The 24,909-nt window shown below is 68.2% G+C and carries 29 protein-coding genes; 9 read left to right on the top strand and 20 right to left on the bottom strand.

Features of this window, described 5'->3' with window-relative positions; translation table 11 throughout:
* Positions 1 to 54: 54 nt before the first annotated feature.
* Together D7252_RS02105 and D7252_RS02100 are read right to left on the bottom strand one after the other, a co-directional pair.
* On the bottom strand, positions 55 to 717 hold the full coding sequence (locus D7252_RS02105) for a cyclopropane-fatty-acyl-phospholipid synthase family protein (protein WP_120773881.1): 663 nt from the start codon (positions 715 to 717) through the stop codon (positions 55 to 57).
* On the bottom strand, positions 714 to 1,703 hold the full coding sequence (locus D7252_RS02100) for an NAD(P)/FAD-dependent oxidoreductase (RefSeq protein ID WP_120773880.1): 990 nt from the start codon (positions 1,701 to 1,703) through the stop codon (positions 714 to 716). Before D7252_RS02100 ends, D7252_RS02105 begins: the two co-directional genes overlap by 4 nt.
* A gap of 69 nt (positions 1,704 to 1,772) precedes the next feature.
* Here D7252_RS02100 and D7252_RS02095 point away from each other — a divergent pair, with 69 nt between their 5' ends.
* On the top strand, positions 1,773 to 2,369 hold the full coding sequence (locus tag D7252_RS02095) for a helix-turn-helix domain-containing protein (protein ID WP_215110885.1): 597 nt from the start codon (positions 1,773 to 1,775) through the stop codon (positions 2,367 to 2,369).
* A gap of 12 nt (positions 2,370 to 2,381) precedes the next feature.
* On the opposite strand, the gene D7252_RS02090 is transcribed toward D7252_RS02095, so the two are convergent.
* Together D7252_RS02090 and D7252_RS02085 are read right to left on the bottom strand one after the other, a co-directional pair.
* Positions 2,382 to 3,332 carry a manganese catalase family protein gene (locus D7252_RS02090; protein ID WP_120773879.1) on the bottom strand — a complete coding sequence of 317 codons (951 nt, stop codon included), beginning with the start codon at positions 3,330 to 3,332 and terminating at the stop codon, positions 2,382 to 2,384.
* Positions 3,333 to 3,456: 124 nt separating this feature from the next.
* Entirely contained in the window at positions 3,457 to 4,344 is an 888-nt protein-coding gene (locus D7252_RS02085; protein ID WP_120773878.1) for an aminoglycoside phosphotransferase family protein, read from the bottom strand.
* 178 nt (positions 4,345 to 4,522) lie between these two features.
* Here D7252_RS02085 and D7252_RS02080 point away from each other — a divergent pair, with 178 nt between their 5' ends.
* The 3 genes from D7252_RS02080 to D7252_RS02070 all read left to right on the top strand — a co-directional run bounded on the left by D7252_RS02080 (position 4,523) and on the right by D7252_RS02070 (position 7,586).
* Positions 4,523 to 5,695, top strand: a complete 1,173-nt coding sequence (locus D7252_RS02080) for a sensor histidine kinase (RefSeq protein WP_183055140.1) — start codon at positions 4,523 to 4,525, stop codon at positions 5,693 to 5,695.
* The gene (locus D7252_RS02075; protein ID WP_120773876.1) at positions 5,692 to 6,351 is read left to right on the top strand and encodes a response regulator transcription factor; all 660 of its coding nucleotides are present in this window, start codon (positions 5,692 to 5,694) and stop codon (positions 6,349 to 6,351) included. The genes D7252_RS02080 and D7252_RS02075 overlap by 4 nt, the downstream gene beginning before the upstream one ends.
* A gap of 80 nt (positions 6,352 to 6,431) precedes the next feature.
* Positions 6,432 to 7,586 carry a hypothetical protein gene (locus D7252_RS02070; protein WP_120773875.1) on the top strand — a complete coding sequence of 385 codons (1,155 nt, stop codon included), beginning with the start codon at positions 6,432 to 6,434 and terminating at the stop codon, positions 7,584 to 7,586.
* Here the strand turns inward: D7252_RS02070 and D7252_RS02065 are convergent.
* The gene (locus tag D7252_RS02065) at positions 7,530 to 8,237 is read right to left on the bottom strand and encodes a TetR/AcrR family transcriptional regulator (protein WP_120773874.1); all 708 of its coding nucleotides are present in this window, start codon (positions 8,235 to 8,237) and stop codon (positions 7,530 to 7,532) included. The two genes, D7252_RS02070 and D7252_RS02065, sit on opposite strands and share 57 nt — an antisense overlap.
* 90 nt (positions 8,238 to 8,327) lie before the next feature.
* Here D7252_RS02065 and D7252_RS20195 point away from each other — a divergent pair, with 90 nt between their 5' ends.
* Entirely contained in the window at positions 8,328 to 10,100 is a 1,773-nt protein-coding gene (locus tag D7252_RS20195) for an ABC transporter ATP-binding protein/permease (RefSeq protein ID WP_215110883.1), read from the top strand.
* 15 nt (positions 10,101 to 10,115) lie between these two features.
* Here the strand turns inward: D7252_RS20195 and D7252_RS02050 are convergent, their stop codons facing one another.
* Genes D7252_RS02050 through D7252_RS02040 form a run of 3 tightly spaced genes read right to left on the bottom strand, consistent with a single transcriptional unit; the run spans position 10,116 to position 12,170 of the window.
* The gene (locus D7252_RS02050) at positions 10,116 to 10,919 is read right to left on the bottom strand and encodes an SDR family oxidoreductase (RefSeq protein WP_120773872.1); all 804 of its coding nucleotides are present in this window, start codon (positions 10,917 to 10,919) and stop codon (positions 10,116 to 10,118) included.
* Between the two features lies 1 nt (position 10,920).
* Positions 10,921 to 11,130 carry a CDGSH iron-sulfur domain-containing protein gene (locus D7252_RS02045; RefSeq protein WP_120773871.1) on the bottom strand — a complete coding sequence of 70 codons (210 nt, stop codon included), beginning with the start codon at positions 11,128 to 11,130 and terminating at the stop codon, positions 10,921 to 10,923.
* Positions 11,127 to 12,170, bottom strand: a complete 1,044-nt coding sequence (locus tag D7252_RS02040; RefSeq protein ID WP_120773870.1) for an iron-containing redox enzyme family protein — start codon at positions 12,168 to 12,170, stop codon at positions 11,127 to 11,129. Before D7252_RS02040 ends, D7252_RS02045 begins: the two co-directional genes overlap by 4 nt.
* A 133-nt stretch (positions 12,171 to 12,303) precedes the next feature.
* Between D7252_RS02040 and D7252_RS02035 the strand changes: the two genes are divergently transcribed.
* Positions 12,304 to 13,569 (top strand): hypothetical protein, encoded by a 1,266-nt coding sequence (locus D7252_RS02035; RefSeq protein ID WP_147406679.1) that lies wholly within the window; start codon positions 12,304 to 12,306, stop codon positions 13,567 to 13,569.
* Here D7252_RS02035 and D7252_RS19805 read toward each other — a convergent pair.
* The 9 genes from D7252_RS19805 to D7252_RS01995 all read right to left on the bottom strand — a co-directional run bounded on the left by D7252_RS19805 (position 13,456) and on the right by D7252_RS01995 (position 20,305).
* Positions 13,456 to 13,941, bottom strand: coding sequence for a hypothetical protein (locus D7252_RS19805; RefSeq protein ID WP_147406678.1), 486 nt, complete (start codon positions 13,939 to 13,941; stop codon positions 13,456 to 13,458). The genes D7252_RS02035 and D7252_RS19805 overlap by 114 nt on opposite strands.
* Positions 13,938 to 14,525 (bottom strand): hypothetical protein, encoded by a 588-nt coding sequence (locus tag D7252_RS02030; protein WP_120773868.1) that lies wholly within the window; start codon positions 14,523 to 14,525, stop codon positions 13,938 to 13,940. The genes D7252_RS19805 and D7252_RS02030 overlap by 4 nt, the downstream gene beginning before the upstream one ends.
* A complete protein-coding gene (locus D7252_RS02025; RefSeq protein ID WP_120773867.1) occupies positions 14,522 to 15,193 on the bottom strand; it encodes a hypothetical protein in 672 nt (223 codons plus the stop codon). Before D7252_RS02025 ends, D7252_RS02030 begins: the two co-directional genes overlap by 4 nt.
* A 78-nt stretch (positions 15,194 to 15,271) precedes the next feature.
* On the bottom strand, positions 15,272 to 15,469 hold the full coding sequence (locus D7252_RS02020) for a hypothetical protein (RefSeq protein WP_120773866.1): 198 nt from the start codon (positions 15,467 to 15,469) through the stop codon (positions 15,272 to 15,274).
* Between the two features lie 86 nt (positions 15,470 to 15,555).
* Positions 15,556 to 16,365 carry an endo alpha-1,4 polygalactosaminidase gene (locus D7252_RS02015; RefSeq protein WP_183055370.1) on the bottom strand — a complete coding sequence of 270 codons (810 nt, stop codon included), beginning with the start codon at positions 16,363 to 16,365 and terminating at the stop codon, positions 15,556 to 15,558.
* 44 nt (positions 16,366 to 16,409) lie between these two features.
* Complete coding sequence (locus D7252_RS02010) at positions 16,410 to 17,105, bottom strand: DUF899 family protein (RefSeq protein WP_120776746.1); 696 nt, start codon at positions 17,103 to 17,105, stop codon at positions 16,410 to 16,412.
* Positions 17,106 to 17,163: 58 nt separating this feature from the next.
* Positions 17,164 to 18,561 (bottom strand): MFS transporter, encoded by a 1,398-nt coding sequence (locus tag D7252_RS02005; protein WP_120776745.1) that lies wholly within the window; start codon positions 18,559 to 18,561, stop codon positions 17,164 to 17,166.
* Positions 18,562 to 18,942: 381 nt separating this feature from the next.
* Positions 18,943 to 20,031, bottom strand: coding sequence for a YbdK family carboxylate-amine ligase (locus D7252_RS02000; RefSeq protein WP_120773864.1), 1,089 nt, complete (start codon positions 20,029 to 20,031; stop codon positions 18,943 to 18,945).
* A 7-nt stretch (positions 20,032 to 20,038) separates the two neighbouring features.
* The gene (locus D7252_RS01995; protein ID WP_120773863.1) at positions 20,039 to 20,305 is read right to left on the bottom strand and encodes a Rho termination factor N-terminal domain-containing protein; all 267 of its coding nucleotides are present in this window, start codon (positions 20,303 to 20,305) and stop codon (positions 20,039 to 20,041) included.
* A gap of 122 nt (positions 20,306 to 20,427) precedes the next feature.
* Between D7252_RS01995 and D7252_RS19900 the strand changes: the two genes are divergently transcribed.
* The gene (locus tag D7252_RS19900; RefSeq protein ID WP_183055138.1) at positions 20,428 to 20,592 is read left to right on the top strand and encodes a hypothetical protein; all 165 of its coding nucleotides are present in this window, start codon (positions 20,428 to 20,430) and stop codon (positions 20,590 to 20,592) included.
* Positions 20,593 to 20,625: 33 nt separating this feature from the next.
* Here the strand turns inward: D7252_RS19900 and D7252_RS01990 are convergent, their stop codons facing one another.
* Positions 20,626 to 20,811: a CsbD family protein gene (locus tag D7252_RS01990; protein WP_120773862.1), complete on the bottom strand. Its 186-nt coding sequence runs from the start codon at positions 20,809 to 20,811 to the stop codon at positions 20,626 to 20,628.
* A gap of 191 nt (positions 20,812 to 21,002) precedes the next feature.
* Here D7252_RS01990 and D7252_RS01985 point away from each other — a divergent pair, with 191 nt between their 5' ends.
* Positions 21,003 to 21,404, top strand: a complete 402-nt coding sequence (locus D7252_RS01985) for a hypothetical protein (RefSeq protein WP_120773861.1) — start codon at positions 21,003 to 21,005, stop codon at positions 21,402 to 21,404.
* Between the two features lie 15 nt (positions 21,405 to 21,419).
* On the opposite strand, the gene D7252_RS01980 is transcribed toward D7252_RS01985, so the two are convergent.
* Positions 21,420 to 21,767, bottom strand: a complete 348-nt coding sequence (locus D7252_RS01980; protein WP_183055137.1) for a hypothetical protein — start codon at positions 21,765 to 21,767, stop codon at positions 21,420 to 21,422.
* 309 nt (positions 21,768 to 22,076) lie between these two features.
* On the opposite strand from D7252_RS01980, the gene D7252_RS01975 reads away from it, so the two are divergent.
* Positions 22,077 to 22,571: an FBP domain-containing protein gene (locus D7252_RS01975; RefSeq protein WP_120773860.1), complete on the top strand. Its 495-nt coding sequence runs from the start codon at positions 22,077 to 22,079 to the stop codon at positions 22,569 to 22,571.
* On the opposite strand, the gene D7252_RS01970 is transcribed toward D7252_RS01975, so the two are convergent.
* Positions 22,568 to 24,889 carry a beta-glucosidase gene (locus D7252_RS01970; RefSeq protein WP_251050571.1) on the bottom strand — a complete coding sequence of 774 codons (2,322 nt, stop codon included), beginning with the start codon at positions 24,887 to 24,889 and terminating at the stop codon, positions 22,568 to 22,570. The genes D7252_RS01975 and D7252_RS01970 overlap by 4 nt on opposite strands.
* Positions 24,890 to 24,909: the final 20 nt, after the last annotated feature.

The following is a 24,909-nucleotide window of genomic DNA, read 5'->3' as shown; positions in this document are numbered from 1 at the left end:
GCTTCCGCGCGCGTATGACGGCGCGAACTGCGACCGGAAGACGTGAGGAGCCGGCTATCGCACTCGCCGCACCCGCAGCACGCTGTCGGTCAGCGTCACATCAGTTCCGTCTCGCCACTTCGCCACCCGGTCGACGAGCGCGTTCGTCTCGACTTCCCAGCCGCGGGGGAGTTCGAGCGCTGCGAGCACCTCGTCGGGGGTCGGCAGCGGTGGCGCATCCTCGACGTCGTGCTCGGGATGCGATCCGGGCGGGAAGGCGCCATGGCCGACGACGAGCAGCCGTCCGCCCGGTGCGACGGCGGCCGCAGCCCGGCGCAGGATCGCCTCCCGCGGCAACTCGACGGGGGAGTGCAGGAATGCGGACGTCACCAGGTCGTACTCGGCTGGTGGCTGCCACGTGGCCAGATCGGCTTGCACCCACTCGATGCGGTCGGCGAGTCCTTGCCGCTCGGCCTCGGCGGCCCCGACCGCCAGAGCCCTGCCCGAGATGTCGACCGCGGTCACCGTCCAGCCCTCGGCCGCGAGCCACAGGGCATCCGCCCCCTCGCCGCTTCCGAGCTCGAGTGCGGTGCCGGGGGTCACGTCGGCGACCTGGTGGGCGATGGTCGCATTGACGCGACCGCTCCACATTCGCCCGCTCTCTCCGCGCCGGTTGAGGTACCGCGTCTCCCAGAACTCCTCCGGGTCGGTGATCGCGTCATCATGTGCGTGCGTCATGCGTGAACCTCCTGATCTTCGGTGAGCGAAGCGGATGCTGCAGCCACCTCTTCGGCGATGAACTCGCCGTTCACGGTCAGCGCCGCGGTCGCGCCGGAGCCCATCGCGATCGGAACCAGCGCACCGGGGTTGGCGGAGTTGCCGACGGCCCAGACCCCGGGAACGCTCGTCCGTCCGAAGGCGTCGACGGCAGTCCACGGGCCGAGAGGTGTTTCGGTGGTCGCTGCGCCGAGTTGCCGCAACGGCTCGTCGAGCGCGACCAGCGTCGGCTCGGCGAACACCACGTCGACCGGCGCGATCTCGCCGTCAGACAGGGCGAGCCCGGTCAATCGGTCGCCGTCGGTGACGACATGGCTGACCGCCCGGTCCTCCAGTCGCATCCCGCGCTGCTCGAGGACCCGTCGTTCCGCGTCGGGGAGCGGCCCCGTCAATGCGGTGAACACCGTGATGTCGCTCGAGTAGGAGCGCAACATGTGTGCTTTGTGCACACCCATCGTCGACCCGAGGAGTACGCCGATTGCGCGGCCGGATGCTTCGTATCCGTCGCAGTACGGGCAGGCGACGACACCGCGACCCCACTGTTCGCTCAGGCCGGGGATGTCCGGCAACACGTCGCGGGACCCCGTCGCGACGATGAGGCGGCGTCCGGTGATGCGGGCACCGGTGTCGGTGACGACCTCGAATCCTTCGGGGAGGGCGCGTGCCTCCACGGCGCGCGCGTTCTCGATGACGCCGTCCGCCGCGCGCACCTCGCGGTAGCCGTCAGCGACCAGATCGAGAGGGGAGTAGCCGTCGCGGCTCAGCACTCCGTGCATGTGGGGCGCGAACCGATTGCGCGGCTCCTGAGCGTCGAGTACGAGAACGCGACGGCGAGCGCGAGCGAGGATGAGGGCGGCGCTCAGGCCGGCGGCGCCACCGCCGAGGATGATGACGTCCCAGCTCGAAGAAGTGAGGCCGGGGATGGATGCTGCGGAGTGGTGGGTCATGTTTCCAGAGTGCAGACCTGATACCGTATTGACAAATAACAGTGCTGAAATGGCAAAAAGGAGGGTGTCGTGCCCGATGGATCCCTTGCTCTCATCGGACCGCGTCTGAAGAGCTGGCGACAGAAGCGCAGCATGACGCTCGCCGAGCTGTCGGAGGCGACCGGCATCTCGTCGAGCACCCTGTCGCGACTGGAGGCGGGTAAGCGCGCACCGAACCTCGAACTGGTGGTCCCCATCGCTCACGCCCTGCGCCTCGAACTCGACGACATCGTTCCGCGGAAGGCGCCGGACCCCCGCGTGACGCGCACCACCCGGCGGAGCGGCGAGACCTGGTACGAGACGCTGTCGCCCGACACCAGCCCCGTGCAGACCTACAAGGTCACCTTCCCCGCCAACCCGGCCGGGATCACCGCCGTCCCCGACCCGAAGGTGCACGACGGGCAGGAATGGCTGTACGTGCTCTCGGGGCATCTTCGCCTCGTGCTGGGGGAGCAGGATCTCACCTTGGGGCCCGGGGAAGCCGCGGAATTCGACACGCGGGTTCCGCACTGGCTGTCGGCGACCGGGGCGGGACCGGCCGAGGTGCTGTCGATCTTCAGCAAGGAGGGCAAGCGCATCCATCTCCGCGCTCGCCCCTCCTCTACTGCGGGGCCAGATCGCTCCTGACCCCGTTCCACATCACTTCATGCGGCCGAACGTCTCGTCGATGTCGGCCATCTCCATCGCTGCGGTCGCCTCGATGAGCGCTCGCAGGTCGGCATCCGCACCGGGAGAGAACTCTTCGAGCCGCGCGGGGGAGATCGTCATCGGAGCGCCGACCGGAGCCTGCTCTGTCGCGTCCAGCATCGTCCCATCGTTCGACGGCGACGCACCCTGGAAGATCTTCCCGGCCTCCGACTGCGAGGTGAGGTCGAACGAGTACTGCTTGCTGTGCAGTCCCAGGTCGAGAAGCTTCTTCACCTCAGGGAACTTCTCGGCATTCGTCTTCGGAATCGGCAGCGCGGTACGCCAGCTCACTCCGAGGGTTTCGAGCGCCTTCGCGTAGGCGTTCTCGTGAGCCTGGTCGCGCACGATCAGGTAGGAGATCGTGCTCCGCGCCATCTTGTTGTCGGTCATCTCGTACAGGCGGCACTTCTGCAGACGTCCGGTGGACTCGAGCATCAGGTTGTAGAGAAGGTCGAGCACGAGGTTGCCCGAGTTGTAGACGTAGCTGCCCATCCATGGGTTACCGGCGGCGTCTACGGGAAGTGCACCCTGTGCGCCCACGAGGTAGTGGTGGATGTTGCTCGTGTCGAGCGCGATGTTCAGGGGCGTTGCGCCACCCGATCCCGGCTTGTCGACCGGATCGGTCGGCTTGCCCTTGTACTCGGGTGAGCCGTCGAGGAGCCGCGAGATGGTCGTGCCGATGAGCTCGACGTGGCTGATCTCCTCGGTGCCGATCCCCTGGATCAGGTCCTTGTACGGCTTGGCCGACGGTCCCCGGAAGTTGATGCTCTGGAACAGGTACTGCATCATCGTTCGCATCTCGCCGAACTGACCGCCGAGCCCTTCCTGCAGTGCGTTGGCCGCGGCGGGATCCGGCTCGTCCTGTGCGATCTCGTTGATGAACTCCTGAACGTGGAAATACATGTCGCTCCTCCGGTGGCGTTGATGGGTTGTGTGCCCATGGTGCGCCTCGCGGCACGTCGTTCAGACCCCCCTCGACCGATCCCGCGTTAAGCCCTAGTATTCGGTCGCGAAGCGGGATCGCTGCTCAGCGCGTGCGTCGATGGTCCTCGAGCACCTCGTCGATCGTGCGTCGCGCGCGCCGCACCTCGGACTCGGGCGAATGGGAGCCGGCGAAGCCTGCGGCCACGATCAGCGCCTTCCAGATCGCCCAGCCCCGTGCTCTCGCCCACGTGTCGCCGTCGAGTCCGCGGTGCTCGCGGAAGGCCTCCCTGGCCTCGCCGCGCATCGTCGTGAACGCGACCACGAGGTCGCAGGCCGGATCTCCGATGCCTGCCGTCCCGAAGTCGATGACCGCGCTGAGCCGGCCGCCGTCGTCGACGAGAAGGTTGCCCTCGCTCACGTCGCCGTGGAACCAGACCGCAGGCTCCTGCCAGGTCGTCGCCGTCGCGGCCTGCCAGACCTCGCGCACGGCGGGCGCGTCGATCGTGGCGCCGAGGGCTTCGATGGCGCGAAGCGTGTCCGCCTCGTACACCCGAGGGGAGTCGCCGCGCAGGAAGTTGTGCGGTCCCGGGAGCGGCCCGCCCGCGGCATCCGCTCTTTGCAGTGCGACGAGGAAATCGGCCAGCGCTGCCGCGAGCGTGACATCGTCGGCGACCTGTTCCCGCTCCGGCGGCCGGCCCGGCAGCCAGCGGTACACGGACCACGGATGCGGGAACCGCTCGCTCGCTCGCCCGATGCCGACCGGCTCCGGAATCGCGAGCGGAAGTCGAGGGCCGAGGACGGGAAGCCAGCGCTGCTCCTTCTCGACCTGCAGCACGTACCCTTCGCTGCTCGGCAACCTCACGCTGAGGTCGTCGCCGAGCCGGAACGTGCGATTGTCCCAGCCGCCGGGGAGCACCTGCCGGACCGGCAGATCCTGCCACTGGGGGAACTGCTCGGCGATGAGAGCTTCGACCAGCGGGGAGTCGATCACGGCCGCTCGACCTCGCCGCTTCCGATCTGGAGGAGAAGAGCCGGCGCCGAGAAGCGTGCAGTGAGGTTTCGCATGGTCCTTTCGAAGCTAGCGCACGACGCGACGTCTCGAACCGACTCGAGAGATCTCACCCGTGCGGGCGATCCGCAGCGGGTCAGCGCATGAGAACATGAGGGCCATGTCGCCCGAGACCCCGCCAGCGCGTCACCGCTGGCGCGCGTGGCCGCGCATCGACACCGTCGTCGCACTCATCGCACTGGTGATTCTTCTGCCTTCGACCATCGCGTTGATGACCGACCCGTCCGCCCGCCCTGCGGTGCCGATCGTCGCGCTCACCGCGATTCTGTACGTCTTTCTCCACCTGGCTTCCCTGGTCGCGGTGCGGCGGCCCGTCCTCGCCATCGCGGTCGCCAGTGCCGTGATGTGCGCGCTCGTCCTCGTGCCCGGTATCCGCGCCATCTCGGGCGCGCTGCTTCCTTCGGCTGCCGCCTATCTGCTCGTCATCGCGCAGGTCGCGATCCAGACGGGACGGGTCTTTCGGACCGTCGCCCTCGCCAGTGGCGTGTTCGGCGCGTTGGTCGTCGCAGCGGCGGAGACGCAGTTCGAAGACCCCATGCTGCGGGTGGGTGCGTTCGTCGGACTCAGTGGCGCGATCGCTGCGGCATGGGCGATCGGGCTGCTGGTGAGGATGCGTCGGGTGCAGGCGCAGGAGCGGCTGACGGCGCGCGTCTCCCAGGCCATCGCCGACGAGCGGATTCGGATCAACCGTGACCTGCACGACATCGTCGCCCATTCGATGACCGTCATGATCGCGCAGGCGGAGGTCGCGCAGGCCCTGCGCGATGAGGATCCGGAGATCAGTCGAGCCGCGTTGCGCACCGTCATCGACACGGGTCGGGAAGCGCTTCGGGGCATGCGGTCGGTCGTCGCAGACGACGCGCCACGAGAGCCGCTCCCCACCGTGGCATCGCTCGACTCGCTCTTCGCGAGCGTACGCAGCCCGTCGGTCGATGTGCGCGTCGAGGAGTCGGGTGCGCGAACGGAGCTCCGCCCGGATGCTGCCGTCGCGCTGCATCACTCGGTGCGGGAGGCGCTCACGAACTCCGTTCGACATGCGACGCCCCCGGTGCGCGTCGACGTGCGTCTGGAGTGGAAAGCGGATGCCGTCCTCGCCAGGATCGCCGACGACGGGGGACAGGGACCCACCAGGAGCGATCTGGGCAGCGGGGTCGGTCTCGTCAGCATCAGCGAGCGCGTCCGGCTCGCGGGTGGAGCGCTCACGGCAGAAGAAGGCGATTCCGGCGGATGGGTCGTCACAGTGGACCTGCCCACCGAAGGGAGCGTCGGATGAGCGTTCGTGTGCTGATCGTCGACGATCAGGCTCTGTTCCGTGAAGCCGTCGCGGTGATGCTCGCGCGCGACGAGCGCATCGCCCACGTCGCGGCCGTCGCCTCGGGTGAGGCGGCCATCGAACACGTGCGCGCGAACAGTGTCGATGTCGTGCTGATGGACATCCGGATGCCGGAGATGGACGGGATCGCCGCCACCCGTGAGGTGCTGCGGGTGCGGCCATCCATTCGAGTTCTCATCCTCACCACCTTCGACCTCGACGAGTATGTCTTCGCCGCCATCCGGGAGGGCGCCAGCGGATTTCTGACGAAGGACTCCGGCGCGGCGGACCTCGCCGACGCGGCGGTCGCCGTAGCCGCCGGGGAGTCGGTCATGTCGGCGAGGGCGACGGCGGCGCTGATCGCCTTCGTGCGCTCCGGACCGCCGCCCGTCACGGCATCCGGCGATCCTCTCGCCCTTCTGAGCGCACGAGAGCAGGACGTCGCGCGCGCGCTCGCCACCGGCGCGTCCAACGATGACATCGCTCGGGAACTGTTCCTCTCGGCGAACACGGTGAAGACTCACGTGAAAGCCGTACTCGCCAAACTCGGTGTCCCGGATCGGGTGCACGTGGTCATCTGGGCATACGAGACGGGTGTGCTGCGCCCCGGCGGATGAGCCGGGGAATCACCCGCGCGGGCGGCGATCACACCCTCGCGGGCGATGTGCCTCGAAGGGCGCGTTCCTAGCGTGGGATCATGTCCATTCGCAGTCAGAATCTCGCCCTCCTCGCCGCCGCGGTCAGCGGCCTCACCATCGCGATCGTCAGCCTCGTGCGCATGTTCGTCCCCGGCTTCCTCGACGCCCTCCCGCAGAGTCTGATCGGTCGGCTGGGCAGTGGTGTCGAACTCGCCGTGTCCCTGACGGGTGCACTCGCCGTGATCGCGGTCTCGATCATCGCCCTGGCCACCGGTCGAGACGCGAAACATGCAGGTGCGAGCCGCGCCCTGCGGGTCACCGGCCTCATCGGCGGCGTGCTGGCTGCTGTCACGATGCCCGGAGGGGTGATCCCGGCTGCGGGGTACACCTTCGCGATGGTCGTCATCGTCGGAATCGTGGTGCTCATCACCCTCACCGCGATCCGTCGACCGTGGGTGGGCCTGCCGCTTGCCGCGGCGGCGACCGGCCTCCTCATCTTCGCTGTCGTCAACCTTCAGGCGGGACGGCTGGTGCCGTCTGTGTTCGGCGCGATGGCCGGCATCCTCCCGCAGATGCTGCTCGCGCTCGCCCATGTGATCGCCGCGGCCGGGCTCCTCGTCTGGGCCATCAGCGACGCATCTGGCTCCCGCAGCGTGTTCGCGCGGTTCGTCCTCCGTCATCGCACTCCGATCACCCTGGTCGCCGCCGCCTGTGCCGTGCCCTACGCTTTCGTCCGCGCCACCTGGCTCACGCCCTGGCCGCTGTTCGGCGGGGGCGGCGACGTCTTCTCGGAGGACCCGGCGGTGCGCCTGTTGGGCCTGGCGCTCGGATTGGCGATGCTCGTCGGCGGCGTGCTGACGCTTGGTCTGATCATGCGGTGGGGGGAGCGGTTCCCGCGATTCCTGGCGGGTGTCGGAGGGCGGCCTGTCCCGGTTGCTCTTGCCCTCATCCCGGCGAGCGTGGTGAGCGTCCTGTTCACGGCCGCGGGCATCGAATTCGTGCTGGAGGGGGCCGGCAGTATGGGTGACACGTCGTTCCTGCTGCTGATGTTCCCGTTCTGGCTCTGGGGCCCGCTCCTCGGTCTCGCCGCCTGGGGCTACACGATGCACCGAAGTGCTCCCGTTCCCCCGGCAGGTGCTCGCAAGAATGCTTCCGGGTCAGGCGCCGTCGGCCTCACGGATCAGCCGATGCACCAGCTCCACACCGGGGAATGACACCGGCCCGTCGTGCCGCTCCGGGGCCGGGTCGGATGCGGCGGCGGCGGGATCCGAGAGTCGGCGAAGTCCCGCGCGCATCAGGTCGGTGTCCATCGAGGTGATTCCACTGAGTGCCAGCACCGAAACGCCTTGATCGAGGGCGGTCATCAGCCGGGCGACGTCGTCGGCAGGAAGGTTCTCGCCGGCCGGCCGTGCCTCCGTGGCGAGACGCTCGTACGCCCCGATCATCACCTGCATCCGCTCCCGGAGTGCAGAGATGAGATCGTCATCCCGAGCGGCCGTCGCGATGAACTCCAGCGTTGCGAGGCCGATTCCTCGCACCAATCGGGCGGCGTGCGGGTCCTGGGCAGGTTTCGGTTCCCCCGTGCCGTCTGCTTCGACGGCCGACAGCGGGTCCCACCCTGAGCCGCGGAGCTTCTCGAGGTTGTCGTCCATCACCGCGAGGAAAAGGGCGGCCTTGCCCTCGAAATTCGAGTAGACGGCCCCCTTGGAGAATCCGGCGTCGGCGGCGATGCCCTCCAAGCTCGCCGCGTGATAGCCGTCCCGGGCGAAGGATTCCCGTGCCGCGATGACGAGCGCCTCGCGCGTCTCGCGCTGGCGTTCCGCGCGGGTTCGCGGCGAGCGGGGAGCTGATCGGCGGGGATCCATGCTGTTCATTCTATTGATTGACGTACCGTGAGTATTCGGATACCGTCAGTATGTGAAATACCAACGGTATGCGAATGGAATGCGGTCGCGATGAACGAAGCAGTGCTGGAAGTAGACGACCTCACGAGACGATTCGGCAAGGTCGTGGCCAACGCAGGGATCGGGATGAGAGTGGACGCGGGGCAGGTGGTCGGTCTGCTCGGGCACAACGGTGCGGGCAAGACGACGCTGGTCTCGCAGATCGTCGGCCTGCTGCGACCGCACAGCGGATCGATCCGTGTGGCGGGCATCGATGCCGTCGCGGCCCCAGCCGCCGCACGCCGTCGCGTCGCGCTCCAGCCCCAGGCGCAGGCGCCGCTCGACGGTCTCACTCCGAAAGCCGCGATCGAGATCGCCGGCCGGTTGCGGGGCATGTCACGCAGCGACGCCAGAGCATCAGCACGACGACTGGCTGAGGAGCTCGACATCGGTGAGTGGTTCCACCGTCGAGCGACCCCCGACGGCGACCTCTCCGGGGGTGTGCGACGCCTCACCGCCTTCGCGATGGCCGCTGTCGCCCCGGTGCCGCTGGTCGTCCTGGATGAGCCCACCAACGACGTCGACGCGGCGCGACGTCGACGCCTGTGGAAGATCGTTCGCCGCCTCGGAGACGAGGGTGCAGGGGTGCTGCTGGTCACCCACAACGTCGTGGAAGCCGAGCGCGTCGTCGACTCCCTCGTCGTGCTCGATCGGGGTGCCGTCGTCGCGACGGGATCCCCCAGCCGTCTCCGGGGGTCGGGTGACCAGGATCTGCAACTCGAGCTCTCTCTGCACCCCGAGGGCGAGGACCCGTCCGTGTCGCCGTCGGCCATATCGGTCCCGATCACGCGCCGTCCGCGCGGGCCGACGGGTGCTGCTGACGCTCTCGGCCGTCGACGCCGAAGCGGCGGTCCGCTGGGCCACAGAGCTCCGAAGGGCGGATCGCGTCGAGAGCTATGCGCTGGCCCCCGCGACCTTGGAAGATGCCTATCTCGCCGCCACAGCATCCGCCGACACCCGCGCGATCGCCCGGAAGAAAGAAGACGACTGATGACCGAGCAGGCGACCGCCTCACGCCCCACCGCACACGCGACGGTCGTGCCGCACGCCGGAGTCTGGGTCGGCTACAGCGCGCTGCTGCGCTGGACGATGGCGCAGGTGGGGCCCATGCTTCCGTTCGTCATCGTCGTCCAGTCGGTGCTCGCCGCCGGGATCATCATCGGATTCGGCCTGCTGATCCCGGGCATCGACACCGCGACCGCGCAGTTCCTGTCCACCGGGGCTCCCACGGTGCTCCTCATGATCGTCGGTCTCGTGATGGTCGCGACCGGGGTCGCCCAGGCGCGGACCAGCGGCACCTTCACGTATCTGCGCGCATTGCCGGTGCCGCGGGCTCTCGTCCTCCTCGCCGATCTGACCGTGTGGCTCGCCGTCTCACTGCCCGGCGTCGCCGTCTCCGTGATCGTGGCACAGCTGCGGTACGGCTTCAGCTATTCCATCGACTGGCCGCTTCTCCTGGTCGCATCCGCCCTGACGGCCGTGACCGCGACCGGGATCGGCTACGCGATCGCCGTCACCCTGCCACCGATGCTCACGCAGCTCGTCACCCAGGTGCTCGTGTTCTTCGTCATGCTCTTCTCGCCGGTCACCTTCCCCGCGAGCCAGCTTCCCGACTGGTTCCAAGCGGTCCACGACGTGCTGCCGTTCCGACCGGCCGCCGATCTCATCAGAGCCGGGCTGCTGGCCGACACCTATACCGCCGGCTGGCGCGACTTCGTCGTTCTGACGGTGTGGTGCGCCGTCGCGCTCGCGATCAGCATCCGCGCCATGGTCCGGCGGGGCTGATGTCAGCGGCGCGCGTCAGACGCTCCGCCAGTCGTGGCTCTGCACGGCTGCTCCTGCCTGCGGGCCCATCTGAAGCATGCCGCCATCGATCGCGATGGACGTTCCGGAGATGTATGCCGCTTCCGGGGACGCCAGGAACGCGATCAGCGCACCGACTTCCCGTGCATCGCCGGGTCGGCCCAGGGGGATCCCGGGTCGGTCCTCCGCGAAGGCATCGGTGTCGGTCTGATCCGTCATGGGCGTCGCGATCTCGCCCGGGGCGACGCTCACCGCACTGATTCCCGCCGAGCCCAACTCCAGCGCGAGGTTCTTCATCAGACCGTCGAGGCCGTGCTTCGCGGCGTCGTACGCGCTCATTCCGACCATCGGCTGATGCGCGTGCACGCTCGTCACGGCGATCAGGCGGCCACCACGGCGTGCGGCGACCATTCGGCGGGCCGCGCGCTGCAGACAGATGAAGGCCCCGGTGAGGTCGGTGTCGAACACCCGGTTCCACTCCTCGAGGGTGATCTCGAGGAACGGGGTGTTCGTGCCGGTCCCGGCGTTGTTCACGAAGACGTCGAGCCCGCCCAGTTCATCGGCCAGCGCATCGATCACGTCTCCGCAGGCGGGGATGTCCGAGACGTCGAGCTGGGCGAGCACCGCCCTGGCGCCGTGGCTGCGCACCTCCGCTGCCGTCGCCTCGGCGCCCTCGCTGTCGCTGTGCCAGGTGATCCCGACGTCCAGGCCCGCCGCGGCGAGTGCGACCGCGGCCGCGCGGCCGATGCCGGAATCGGCGCCGGTGACGATGGCTCGGCGCGGTTCGATTTCGGTGTTCATCTCAGTCCTCCTCGGTGCGGAATCCCGCGGCTTTATGGGTGCCGTCGCAGAACGGCTTGATGACGGAGAGCCCGCACCGGCACAGAGCCATCGTGCGGCGGTTCGGCCGGATGAGTTCGCCCTCCGGCGTGCGCAGCTCGATCTCCCCCCTCACCAGCAACGGGCCGTCGGGATAGGGGGTGATCGTCGTCGGCTCGTGCCCCGTGCTCACGATGCGGCCTCCTGACGCAGAGCCGAGAAGCCTGCCGACCAGGCGTCCAGGATGTGGCCACCGACCCAGCCGTCCACGAGGAGACAGGCCGAGGCCCCGAACATGATGTCGGACAGGAGCTCCGGGTGGTCCTCGGCGAGGCTTCCGGCGAGGTCGCGCCCCGCGATCTGCTCGTGCACGGCGTCCGCTTCCACGTGTTCCGCGAAGTAGTCCGCGACGTCCTCGTGGAAGCCGAGGCGGCGAAGACCGTCGGCATACAGCCGGCACGGGATCGACGACGTCATCTCGTACGCGGCGAGGTGCCCGACGATCGCACCGACGAGCCGCCGGTTGAGTCCGAACAGCGACATCATGTTGAACGAGGCGAGGCTGATCGCCGGCACGTCGTCGACATAGACGCCATACGTGGAGTCGAGTCCGGCGGCGCGCATGGCAGCCGCGAAGATCTCCTGATGCACGCGATGTGGTCGCCCGCCGCCGTACTCGTCGGACTGGATCTCGACGAGCGCGGCCTTCGCACGTCCCTCCAGCCGCGGGATCGCCCACGAGTGCGGGTCGGCTTCACGCAGGGTGTAGACCGACCGCAGGATGAGCATCTCCTCGGCCTGCTCTTTGGTCGCCTTCTTCGCGATATACCGGGAGAGGCTCGGCCCGGTGTCGGCGGCGGCCAGTGCGAACAGCGCCCGGCCGACGGCGTCGACGGTCGGCTCGGGGAGGTCCGGCATCGGCACCACATCGCGCAGAGTCCGCTCGAAGGCGTCCTCCAGGATGCGCCGTGTCGCGATCAGCTCCGGGTCCCACTCGAGCTCCGCGTCGAGCTGCGGGAGCGACCCGTACGCACTGGCGTACAGGAGGAACAGAGCGAGCTGGATGTCGTCATCGCGGAGGATGTCGCTGCTGGCGGCGACAGCGTCGGCGGCGAGAGCCGAGTGATCGGAGTCGTCTCCGTCTCCGCGCAGGCGCGTGAGAATCGCATCGCTCAACGATCCACGGGCGCGGAAGGGGACGAGGGTGTCAGAGACGAGGGCGGATGCGGTCATGTTTCGGGGGCTCCCATCGGTGCGTACGCCTCGATCCTGGCCCAGGGAACCGGGGAATCAAAGGGTCTTGACGCGCGCACGCCGGAGGGGCATGCAGCGCTGTCCGACCACGCGCGACCGCTACGGTGGGGGCATGCTCCAGGCCCTCCGCACATTCGGGCGCATCCTCGCACGGCACTGGCCTGCGCTCGCCGCGTGGTACCTGGGTGGGGAGGCCGCACATCAGCTACTCGTGCAGCTCGCGGGCTTCGTCGGCGGACTCACCACGCTGGGCGGTCTGCTTCTCCTGCCGCTCGCGGTGGCTGCCCGGCTGATCTCGTACGTCGCCATGTATCTCACGGTGCAGTCGTCGCTGCGACACCGTTCGCCGGATCGTGACGGAGGTCACCGTCAATTCGCCCACGCCACGCTGACGGCGATCCTGCCGTTCTCGATCTTCTATGCCGCCTGGGGCATGTTGGACGCCGATCTCATCGAGTTCTTCCGGATCGCCAGCAGCATCGCCCTCCGCGACGCCGGCTACGACCTTGAGCAGCTCGGCGATCGAGGGGGGATCGTCGCCGTCGGACTGCTACCGGTCGTGGTGCTCGTCGTCGCCCTCGCAGCACGGCTCGTCCTCGCCCGATTCGGTGAACGGCTGCCGTCGTGGACGGTGGCGCTCGCCGCCTACGCCGAACTGCTGTGGACGTTCATGCTGGTCACGCTCGTGGGACAGTGGTGGGCGCGGGCTCAGGACTGGATCGCCGGCCGCGCGGGGTTCATCCGGTTGCAGGACCTCGGCGACTGGTTCGCCGCGAACATCGTGCCGGTGGCGGCCCTGTGGGAGGCATCCCTGTGGTTGTTCGGCATCATCGTCGCTGCGGTCGTCGTGCCCGCCGCCTGGCTCACGGTCGCCGGTGTCATCTACGGCACATCCTTCGACGCCACTCCGATCGTCCTCCGTCGCATCGACGGCGCGCCGAGCGGCACGGCCTCACGGCTCAGGAAGGTGGTGATGCGGCGCTTCGAGGAGCTCTGGGCGGCTGTGGCACTGGTCTGGAGGGGCGGGCCGGTGGTCTTCGGATGCACGGCGCTCGCCTACGCGCTCTGGGCAGCGGCGGAGGGGCTGGGGTCGCGCACGGTGCTGCAGCTCATCGGCGGACACGAGACCGCGTTCTGGTCGGCATTCCTCCCGCTCATCCTGGTGGCTGTGGCCACGATCGCGGAACCACTCCGCGTCGCCATCATCGCGACGGGATTCGATGCCGTCATCGGTCGCCCGGAAGCGGCGATGGGCACGCGCGCGTCAGGGGTCGACAGCGAACCGGGCGCTCCGGTCGGCTCCCGGGACCTCGAGCTGGAACGGGCCGTCAACGCCATCGGGCAGCACGAAGACCGCAAGGATGACGTAGGGCCCTGACTCCTCCTGGCAGTAGGACGCTCCCGCATCGTAAGGAACATCGAGCCCCGTACGCGCATTGCTCCACACACGATCGCCTTCGACCTCGGCGAGCGTGAACAGCCCGCACGATTCGGCATCGGGGCCGCCGTCGGAATCGAGTCGGATGCTCATCGTTCGCGAACCGTCGGGAGCCTCGAACTCGCCCCAGCGCACGGAGCTCAGGGTGAGTGTCTGGCCGGCGATCTCGGCGCGGCCGTTCTCAGCGGTCATGATCTGGGTGCTGCTCTCGGCCGCGGGCAGCACGTCGAGCCATACGTGCACTCCGACCACCGCCACCGCGGCCACGGCCAGCGCGGTCAGTGCGAGCCGTTGCCGCTGCCACCAGGTCATGGCGATCCCAGGTGCGGCGGTTCCAGCTCGATGCTCGGCCGGGTCGAGGCCGCGTCGAGGTCGACGGAGAAAGCGACCACGTCGTCGAGTTCCGGAGTCGGATAGCGCCCCGACAGCTTCAGCTCGGCGGTCCCGCTCTCGATGTCGTCGGGCAACTCGAAGGCCAGCACCCCGACGGTCTCGGTGCCCACGCGGAGATCCACATCGACCAGCGACGTCGAGGGGCGTTCGCTCGCTTGGTAGACGCGGCCGTCTATCTCCAGGCTGGCAACGCCGATCGCGGCATCCACCTCGGTGGTCGGCGCGGACACCGTCAGCCCGACCACCAGCCAGTTGCCGTCAGCGGTCCAGTCGGCGTCCGACACCGTGACCTGGTCGGCGAACGACAGGTCCCGCACGTCCGCGACGAGGGTGCGGGACTGAATCGGGTCGCCGGCCGCGCCTCGCACGGCGAACGGATCCAAGAGCGCGGCCGCCAGCGGCGTCATCGCTGTCACGGCACCGGCAGCGACGACGAGCGCTGCTCCGACCAGCCACGGTGCGACCCGTGCGGCCGCCGGGAGCTTCGCGCCCCGGACGCTCACCGACTCACCGCCAGCGGGATCTGAGCGCCCAGTTCGGCTCGACGCCACGTGGTCGTGGATGCCGACAGGATCACCTGACCCGATTGCTCCACGGCGTCATACACGTTCAGGCGCACCGCCTTCTCCGACACGGCGTCGTCGAGCTCGTCATCCGCGACCGACCAGGCGATCTTCACTTCGGCGGGCACCCCCGGTTGAAGGATGACCGCGGGCGCGGTGTCATCGGCGCGCCAGGAACGCGCAGGCCCGGTCGGGGTCACACCGGAGAGCTCGAGCAGGGGTTCGCCCGAGTTGATCATCCTCGACTCCACGCGGTCGGCCGAACGCTCGAGGCCGATGGCGTGGCCGGACAGGTTCTCCATCTCGAGTGTCAGAACCACGAGCATCTCGCCTGGCTCGGCTTCGAGGAACTGGCTCTCGACGGCGTCGGTGACCTCAGCATCCATCACGGTGGCGGTGTACAGCGATGTGCGCGCTTCCGTGCCGATCGGCACGACCGCGGGAACGGTGTCGCCATCTGCAAGACCGCCCGTGCCGATGAACACCGCGAGAAGCACGATGACTCCGGCGATACCGACCAGGAAGGGGATCGCTCTACGACGGAGCGCGATTCGCCGGGCAGCACCCGCCGTGCTGCGCGCATCGGCGACCCCACGCGTCCTCGTCACGACGCCAGCCTAGCCCCGGCCGTCGTCGGCGCTGCCGCCATGCGGGATTGGTCTGTGAGGGGCGTGCGCCCTCGTCGTTCAGGCGCCGGGGGAGGGCTGGTCGCGCTGTGCGTCGTCCTGCTCGTGGCCGCTTTCGTCGCCCTGTTCGAGCGGATCCGTCTCGCCGGCTTCGTGGTCGATGCCGTCGTCTGCCGTGAACACCTTCTCGCCGGCAGGTGTCTGCGCGGCAGCGTCGAAGGGCCCGGAATCTTCGGGGTAGGGGCTGGGGCCGCTCATGGGAGGTCCTCTCTCGTCGAAGGTCCAGCATGGCGCATCTCCCCGTCGGCCGCCCGCCCATTGACAGGCGGAGGCGCGCCTGGGCGTCAGCCCGTGCAGGTCTCGAACGCGTAGGCGGGATCGGCCGGGGTGACGAGGTCGCGGTCGCGCAGCACCATCGAGGCGGGCGATTCCTCGTCGGCGCACATCTCGGCGAACGGTCGAGGCAGGGCGTCGGTGTACTCGATGTCGATCACCGCGTCGCCGTACACGTCGGTGTACACGCTGCATTCTCGGAACACGGCGCATTCTTCGGTCAGTGCGAAGTCGAAGCCTGCCTGTTCTCGAAGGGCGACCGCATCTTCTGCCGCATTCTTCTGCCCGGCCGCCAGACCCGTCGCGTGCGCCGTATCGACCAGCAGCGTCGCCAATGCCAGGTTGTCGTCGAAAGAGAGTGCATCGCCGGAGCGGGTGTACGAGTCGAGGTTGTCGAATTCGACCGCGTCGAAGCCGGCATCCGCGCAGCCTGCGATCCACGGGATGATCCCCGCGGCGATCTGGTCACGGTGGTCGGCGGTGGACGTGTCGAGGAGCACCTCGTCGGGCCAGTCCGGGTCGAACACCGGTTCGCCGTCGCGGTGGAGCAGCAGTTCGGCGGGCCACTCGCCGAGTTCGCCGGGCTGGGTCTGGAAGCCGTTGACGTAACAGATCGAGTACGCGTCGGAGGCGGGCGTCTCCGACCGATCTCGCCCGACGATCCCGACCCCTGGCGCGGGGTCGTATGCACCCCCGAGCTGATAGTCGGGGATCGCGCCGACAGGTGGGAGTGCAACGCCCGCGGCGGAGCTCGGGTCCGTCGACGATGCGGGCGATGGCGAAGCCGGGGTCGCCAGGCATCCGGTGAAGGCCGTCAGCATGACGACAGTCGACACCGACAACGCCGCGACCCGGAGCATGCGGCTCAGCGGGAGGCTCCGTACAACTCCGCGACCTCTTTCGAACTCATACCCTGAGAGTACGTCGGGTGCTGCGGCCACCCCGCCGGAACATCCTGCCATTCCTCCTGGCGGCCGTACGGGAGCAGGTCGACCAGACCGTGCAGGTGGCTCAGACGCTCTGTGCCGCGGCCGTTCGTGTGCCAGGTGCGGTACACGGTGTCGCCGTCACGGAGGAACACGTTCACCGCGAACCCGGCGTTCGGTGGGGCATCCACATCCGACCCGAATGAACTGTCGGCACTCGAATACCACGACATCGTGTTGCCGACGCGCGCACGGTACGCGAGAGCTTCGTCGATCGGACCGTTGGTGACGATGACGAAGCGTGCGTCGTAGTAGCGCTCGAGGTCGTCGAGGCGGGTGAACTGCGACGTGAAGCCGGTGCACCCCGGGCACTGCCACTCGTTGCCGTCGGACCACATGTGGTTGTAGACGATGAGCTGCGAGTGCCCGTCGAAGACGTCGGCGAGCCGCACAGGACCCTCGGCGCCGACGAGGGTGTACTCCGGCAGCTGCACCATCGGCAGGCGTCGCCGCTCCGCAGCGATCGCGTCGAGCTCTCGAGTCGCAGCCTTCTCCCTGATGCGCAGTGCTTCGAGTTCGCGCTGCCACGTCTCTGCGTCGACGATGGGCGGAAGGGGCGTCTGGACTGTGCTCACGGTGACCTCCGGCGGCTGGGGAGCGGTGCCTCCAGTGTGCGCGCGGCCACCGACACGGTCAATGCGGTTCGGGAACAGATGCCGCCGCATCGGCCGCTGCGGGTTCTTTCGGGTTGCGGCGGATACCGATCCACGACACGACACCGCCGAGCACGAGGAGCGCCGCGGTCACCCAGGCGGCGTTGTGGAAGCCGTCGAGGTCGAGCGAGCCGCCGACGATGGTCGACAGCAACGCGATGACGAGGAGTCCGGCGACGCGGGACACGGCGTTGTTGACGGCGGAGGCGATGCCGGAGTGATCCTCGTCGATAGCACCTAGGATCGCCGCGGTCAGTGGAGCCACCGTGAGCGAGAGTCCGAGGCCCATCACGATCATCGCCGGCAGCACCTGCCACCAGTAGTCGAAGTCGGCAGCCACCGTGAGCAGCATCAGCGCGCCCATTGCCATCACCAGAGGACCGACGGTCATGAAGATGCGCGGCCCCCAGCGTCCGGCCCACGCTCCGGCACGCGAGCTCAACAGGATCATCAGGATGGTCATGGGCAGGCTGGCCAACCCCGCGGCGGTCGCACTCAGGCCGGCGCCCTGCTGGAGATAGACGCCGACGACGAAGCCGTTGAGTGAGAGTGCGGCGTAGACGAAGAGGGTGGCGAGGTTGCCCCAGCCGAAGTCGCGAACACGGAACAGCCAGAGCGGCATCAGCGGCGCGGCGGACGTGCGCTGACGCACCAGGAACAGGGTGAACAGCACGGCTCCGACGAGGGCGGGCAGCCATATGGCCGGCGACTGCCACCCGAAGTTCGGCTGCTCGATCAGAGCGAACACGACGGCGCCGAGTCCGAGTGCGCAGAGTGCTCCGCTCCACCAGTCGACGTTCACACGGCGCTCGTGTTTCGGGAGGCGAAGCCGCTGCAGCAGCACCAGCGTGATCGCGATGGGAACGACGTTGATGAGGAACACCAGGCGCCACGAGAGGTAGTCGACGAAGAGCCCGCCGAGCAGCGGACCGACCAGCATCGCCCCCGTCGTGAAGGCCGTCCAGACGCCGATGGCTCTCGACTGCACGTCGGCGCGCATGGTCGCCGTGATCAGCGCCAGCGAGCTCGGCACGAGCAGAGCTCCGGCCGCGCCCTGAGCCGCGCGCGCGAGGATCATCGTCACCGGATCGAAGGCCGCTGCGACGGCGACGGATGCCACGCCGAAGGCGATGAGCCCGATGCGCATGACCAGCACCCGGCCGTACGCGTCGGACACCGACCCTGCCAGCAGGATCAGGGCGCTGAGCGTGATGAGGTAAGCGTCGACGACCCACTGCTGCGTCGTGATTCCGCCGCCGATGTCTTCACTGATCGCGGGCAGTGCGACGTTGACCACGGTGCCGTCGAGGAAGGTCACGAAGGAGGCGAGGACGGCGATCGAGATGACGAGCCGCTGGAGAGGGGCGAAGGAGGCCACAGGCTGACGATACTCCCGGCTGGAGACGTCGGGGCCGGTTCCGCCGAGGGCCACCGGATCAGCTAGTCGCGATTGTTCGTTCGGTCGCGTTTTTGTCTTCTTCGCGCGGGATCAGCGAGGGTGAGGAATACCAGCAGAAAGAGCATCATCGACATCATGGTGCCGAGCATCTTCTCGAAGCTCCAATCCCTGTTGGTCGCGGCACCTGCCGGATGCCGTGTTCACAAGGTAGGGACTCCGCGCCCCGCATGGTGAGCAAAGGTGGGCTTGGAACGAGATTAAGTACTCCGGGGCGGATGTTCAGTGGGATCCGAGCGGAATTTACGTTGACTCAACGGCGGCTTTAGGGGTTCGGCGTGGCGACTTGAGTGGTTCGGAATGCTATCCGGGAGCGGCTTCATTGGCCGTCGCGGTCCCGGCTTCAAACAGCCGAGCCAGCCCCAGCGTTCCATCGGCTTCGAACGCCCGCCGCTGCCGCACGGCCCCGGTGCCGTGCGCGCGCAGCCGCTCGATTCCGGCGGCGACGAACTCCTCGTCGCCGAACTCTTGTAGCGCCGGGGCGCTCGCTGTCAGCATCCGCTCTACGACCTGCCAGGCGTCGGCGACCTCACCGGTCGTGGGGTCGATGATGCGCGCGTCCATTCCGGAGCGGGCAGCGGACCACAGCGAGGCGTCGATGCCGTCGATGTGGTCGCTCGTGAGAGACGAATCGTCGGACAGCACGAGCGCACGGCAGAGAAGGGCCGCGAGCACCGAGTCCGCAGGCTCGAGTTGGGCATCGAAGACCCGCACCTCCACCGTCGGATACCGCTCGGAGACCCGAATCGCGGCCGAGAGCGAGGTCGCCTCCCCGATGGTGCCCACAGAAAGCAACTGTCGGAGGTACGCGTCGTAAGCGTCGTAGTCCTGAAACCGCGGTGGGCACCAAGACGACGGCAATCTGCGGATCAACATGGTCCGCCAGCTCGCGAACCCCGCGTCGACGCCGTTCGCGAACGGGCTGTTGACGGTGAGGGCAAGCAGCGCCGGAAGCCACCCTCGAAGGCGGTTGAGTGCCCAGATGCGGTCCTCCGGGTCAAGGACCTCGACGTGGACGTGGAGGCCGTTGACTTCATGCTCTCGGGTGAGGTGCGCGAGCCGATGCGACACATCGTCATAGTGCGCAGACGGCGAGATCATCGGGGCGCGCGTGGTGGTGAACGGGCTCCCGGTCGCGGCGGCGATCACTCCCTGTGCCCGAGCAAGCCGACCCACCTCGCTGCGCAATGCGCGCAACTGCTCTTCGGCACCCGCTCTCGTATGCAGCGGGTCTGTGGCGGACTCGAACTGGCAGGCGAGGTACTCGGTGGTGACGCGACCGGCGGGCTCAATCCCCAGAAGGCTCTTGCGTGTGGCGGGCGTCATGGAAAGGGGGACAAGGGCGTCCCTGTCGAGAAGGATGAACTCCTCCTCGATGCCGAATCGAGTCATCGCCAGCTCAGTGGTTCCTGAGCGCGGAGATCAACTCTGATTTCCGCTTTCCGCTGTATCCGGTCAGTCCTAATTCTTTGGCTCGCCCACGCAGCTCGGCGACGGTCCAGTCTTCGTAGTCGCCGCTTTTTCCGCCCTTGCGGCCGACGGTGCTGCGCCCCTGCTTCGCGGCGGCATTGGAGATACGTGCCGCTTTCTCCTTGGACGCTCCATCCTCGCGGAGCTCCTCGTACAGCTCGGGGTCCTTCAACGAATTGTTCCGTGATCCTGGCATGATGTCGCTCCTCCCGATGGCACCGTGAACGGGCCGAGTCAACCCCCTCCGGGGGCCGCACGCGCGCGGCTACGTTGATGCCCACCAAATGGGCGTGCCATGCCCCTCCGGAAGGAAAACTGATGAACATTCTTCTGATCATCGTCATCGTGATCGCCATCATTCTGGCGATCACCGGTGGGCTCGTGCAGTCGCTTCAATTCTTGCTATGGGTCGGGCTGGTTCTGCTCGCCATCGCTGTCATCGCCTGGGTGATCCGAGCGATCAGCGAAAGCCGGCGGTCGTAGCCCCACCAGGTGAGGTACGCCCGCCGGCGGACTTCACTTGTCGAAGACGTTCTTGGCCGCGTCCTTGATGTTCTCGCCGGCCTGCTTGGTCGAGGCTTTCGCCTGGTCCGTCTGGCCTTCGGTCTCGAGACGCTCGTTGTCCGTAGCCTTTCCGACGCCTTCCTTGGCCTTACCGGCCAGCTTTTCGGCGTTGTTCTTGATGTCATCTGCACCACTCATGTGGGGCTCCTCTCATCGACGGATCATTGACACTCATACCTTCGCAAACCATTCCCCGGACGGCCACGGGATTGACAATCGATATTCCGCGTGCCAGCGTCCGACGCCATCGACGTCGCCCGGGTGAACGACTAGCCTGGCGCCAGGCGGGTGGTCCTGCCCGCGGATCTCGACGAAGGAAGCGGTGTGCGATGGACTCGATGATGATGGGCGCGATGTCGAAGAACATGGAATCGATGCCCGACATGGCGATGATGGACATGTCCGTGCTGCAGGCGTGCATGGACGCGTGCTCGGCCTGCGAGCAGGCCTGCACCGTCTGCTCGACGCAGATGATGGACTGTGCGCCGGCGTGCATGAACTGTGCGGACATGTGCAACACGATGATGCGATCGATGATGCGGATGCAGGGCATGACCCCGGCCTCGATGATGGCGATGCTCGACGCGTGCATCGCGCTGTGTCAGATGTGCATGGACGAGTGCATGGAGCACGCCGACCACAGCGAGGTCTGCAAGATGTGTGCTCAGGCGTGCCAGGCGTGCATGGAGGCGTGCATGAACGTGAAGAACATGATGATGGCGAGCGCCTGAGACGCACGCCGAAGATCACTCCCCGGCGACGTTGAACTGCGTGCGCCCGACGCTGAGCACGCCGTAGCGCAGGTGCAGCGCCACGGGCGAGCCGGTCGGAGCCTCGAGCGCCGCACCGGATCCGTTCCAGAGCGCGTGAGCTCGGCCGTCCAGTCCACGAACGACCAGATCGCCGGACACGGCATCCGCGGATTCGACGATGCCGTCCACCCACTCAGCGGGAGTGGCCGCGGCGATGCGTGCCTGAATCAGATGCAGCGCATGGCCCGGCGCGAACGACGAGCACCGATCTCCGTGCTCGCACATGCACGCCGAACGCTCACGCACCGAGAGGGGCGGAAGGTGGTTCAGCGGCGTGGACACGTGGTCTCCTTCAGATGGTCGGCCGGAATCGGCGTTTCCGAAAGCGTAGGTCGGCCTTCGCGCCGGTGGAAAGCGCATCGACACGGAGTGAAACAAAGGGGTGTAGGCTCGCCGGGTGCTGTCGTCGATGAGCGCCCCTCGGGCGCAGAACGGAGCCGCAGGCGCCTTCAGCGCCGCGGACAGAGGCTGAGGACCAGCCGGAGGCGGAACCCCCGTCCCCGGCGCTGTGTCGTACCCGGCATCCGAGCCGGAGCCCCTCATCCTGATCGACTCGCCCGTGCGGCGACCACTCCGAAAGCACCTCTTCTCATGCGTCCCATCGACGAGCGCGACATCCGCGCCTCCTTCCTCAACGCCTCCCGCAAGGAGGTCTCCGACGTCCACCTTCCCGCCGCCTTCGCAGACATCGAGTTCGACAAGCTCGACTTTCTCGGCTGGACCGACCCCAAGCTCCCGCGTCGCGCGTACGTCGTCGCCTGGGTCGACGCCGCCCCGGTCGGTGCGGTGCTGCAGCGTGCCGAGCAGCGCGTGCTCGCTCGCGCGCAATGCTCGTGGTGCGAAGACGTCACCCTCCGCGACGACGTGCAGCTCTTCGTCGCGCGAAAGGCGGGCGCGGCCGGCCGCAAGGGCGACTCCATCGGCAACCTCGTCTGCGCCGAGTTCGGCTGTTCCCGAAACGTCCGGATGCTGCCGCCCCTCGCCTACCAGGGGTACGACCGTGAGCTGGCTCGCGACATGCGCATCCTGCGGTTGCAGGAGCACGTCACCGGCTTCCTCGCCGAGGTGGCAGGGCAGACGGCCTAGACGATGTCGAAGACGGCGACCGCGTCCTCGTGGTCGCACGCCTCGCCCACCCACAGCCGGACCTTGCCGGCTTCGACTCTTCGGATGCCGTCGGCCGCGGTGAACGCGAGGCGCTCGAGCGGCACGTCGAAAGTCACGCGTTCCTCGCCCCCTGCGGCGAGGCTGATGCGGCGGAAGCCGATCAGCTGCGCCACCGGGCGGGTGACGCTGGCGACCTCATCATGCGCGTAGAGCTGCACGACGTCGGCGCCTTCCCGGGTGCCGACGTTGCGCACCAGCACGGTGACGCGCAGGATGTCGCCGGCCGTGGCGGTCGGTGCCACCGTCAGATCCTCGTGCGCGAAGGTCGTGTAGCCGAGCCCGAAGCCGAACGGCCGGGCGGGGGTGGGGTCGGCGCTGGTCACGTCGGTTCGCCCGCCGAGCACCGGGTGCAGGTACGAGTACGGCTGCGCGCCGGCAGAGCGCGGCAGCGATACCGGGAGGCGTCCGGACGGTGAGACGCGGCCGCTGAGGAGGCGGGCGATCGCCGGCCCGCCCTCCTCGCCCGGGAAGAAAGCCTGGAGCACGGCAGCAGGGTGGGCGGGTCGCGACGGGTCGACGGTCGATTCAGGAGCAGCCGAATTGACTGCGCCGAGACCGACGATCGTCCCGACGGCACCCGCTCGCCGCGGAAGCGCCCAGTCCAGGGCGTATGGCCGCCCGGTCATCGCGATGAGGATCACCGGGGTCCCGGTGGCGACGACCGCTTCGACGAGTTCGCGCTGCACGCCGGGAAGTTCCAGGGTCTCGACGTCGTTCCCCTCGCCGACGGTGCCGCGGCCGAACAAGCCCGCGCGGTCGCCGACCACGACGATCGCGACATCGGCCTCGGACGCGCGAGCGGCAGCTACGGGGATCCCGGTGCGGTCGGAGCCCTCGACATCTGCGCCGGGAGCGTGGGTGATCTCGGCATCCGGGAACTCGGCGGTCAGCGCCTCGAGCACCGTCGGCAGCGCGATGCCGGCGGGCACGCCGGGGTGATGCGCGAGCACGTGGTTGACGAAGGAGTAGCAGCCCATCAACGCCTCGGGGCTGTCGGCGTTGGGCCCGATCACGGCGATCCGTGAGCGCGTCGTGGCCGCGAGAGGAAGCACTCCGTCGTTGCTCAGCAGCACCACGGATTCCTCGGCGAGGCGCCGGGCGATCGCACGGTGGGCCGGAGCATCCAGGTCGATCGACGTCGGCGGGCTGCTGAAGTCGGCATCCAGCAGACCCAACTCCTCCTTCTGCGAGAGCACGCGCCCGACCGCACGGTCGAGGGTGCTCTCCGGCATCCTGCCGTCGCGCACCTGCTCCGCAAGCGTCACGTAGGCATCGGGGGAGGGGAGCTCGACATCGACGCCCGCGCTGAGCGCGAGCCGCGCCGCATCCGCGGAATCGGCCGCCACCCGGTGCATGCTCCGCAGGAAGTCGACGGCGAAGTAGTCCGAGACGACGACGCCGTCGAATCCCCAGCGCTCGCGCAGCACTCCCGTGAGGTACCGCGGGTCTGCGGTGAGAGGGATGCCGTCGATGTCGGTGTACGAGTTCATCACGCTGCGAGCCCCGCCCTCGCGGATCGCCATCTCGAACGGCGGGAGCAGGATGTCCTCGATCTCTCGCGGTCCGGCGTGCACAGGTGCGTGATTGCGACCGGCGCGCGAGGCGGAGTAGCCGACGAAGTGCTTCAGGGTCGCATGGACGCCCGCGGACTGCAGGCCCCGCACATAGGCGGTCCCGATCGAACCGACCACGAGCGGGTCTTCGGCGATGCACTCGTCGACCCGACCCCAACGCGGATCGCGGATCACATCGAGCACCGGCGCCAGGCCCTGGTGAATGCCCAACGCTCGCATCGATTCGCCGATGGCGGCCCCGGCCTCGGCGACGAGATCCGGGTCGAACGACGCACCCCACGCGAGCGGTGTGGGGAAGGTCGCGGCCTTCCAGGCGGCGAGACCCGTGAGGCACTCCTCGTGGACGATCGCCGGGATACCGAGGCGCGTCTCCCGCTGCAGTCGCGCCTGCTCCGCCCACAGCCAACGGGCGCGCTCGATCGGGTCGACCGGTCGCGTGCCGTAGACGCGCGTGAGGTGCCCGATGCCATTCGCCACGGCCTCCTCGTACCTCGTGGAACTCTTCATCTCACCGGCGAGAGGAGCCACGACCTCATCGCCCTGGTCGACCCAGAAGCCGACGAGCTGCGCCTGCTTCTCCTCGAGGGTCATCTGCGCGATCAGCGCCTCGACGCGCGGGGAGAACAGGCGGATGCTCTGCTCTGACACGGTGCTCTGTTTCATGGTTCTCTCTGTTCTGAGGG

It is taken from the genome of Microbacterium sp. CGR2 (genome assembly GCF_003626735.1).
Taxonomy (GTDB): domain Bacteria; phylum Actinomycetota; class Actinomycetes; order Actinomycetales; family Microbacteriaceae; genus Microbacterium.
The sequence above is the reverse complement of the archived record's forward strand: the minus strand, read 5'-3'. Positions and strand labels throughout refer to the sequence as shown.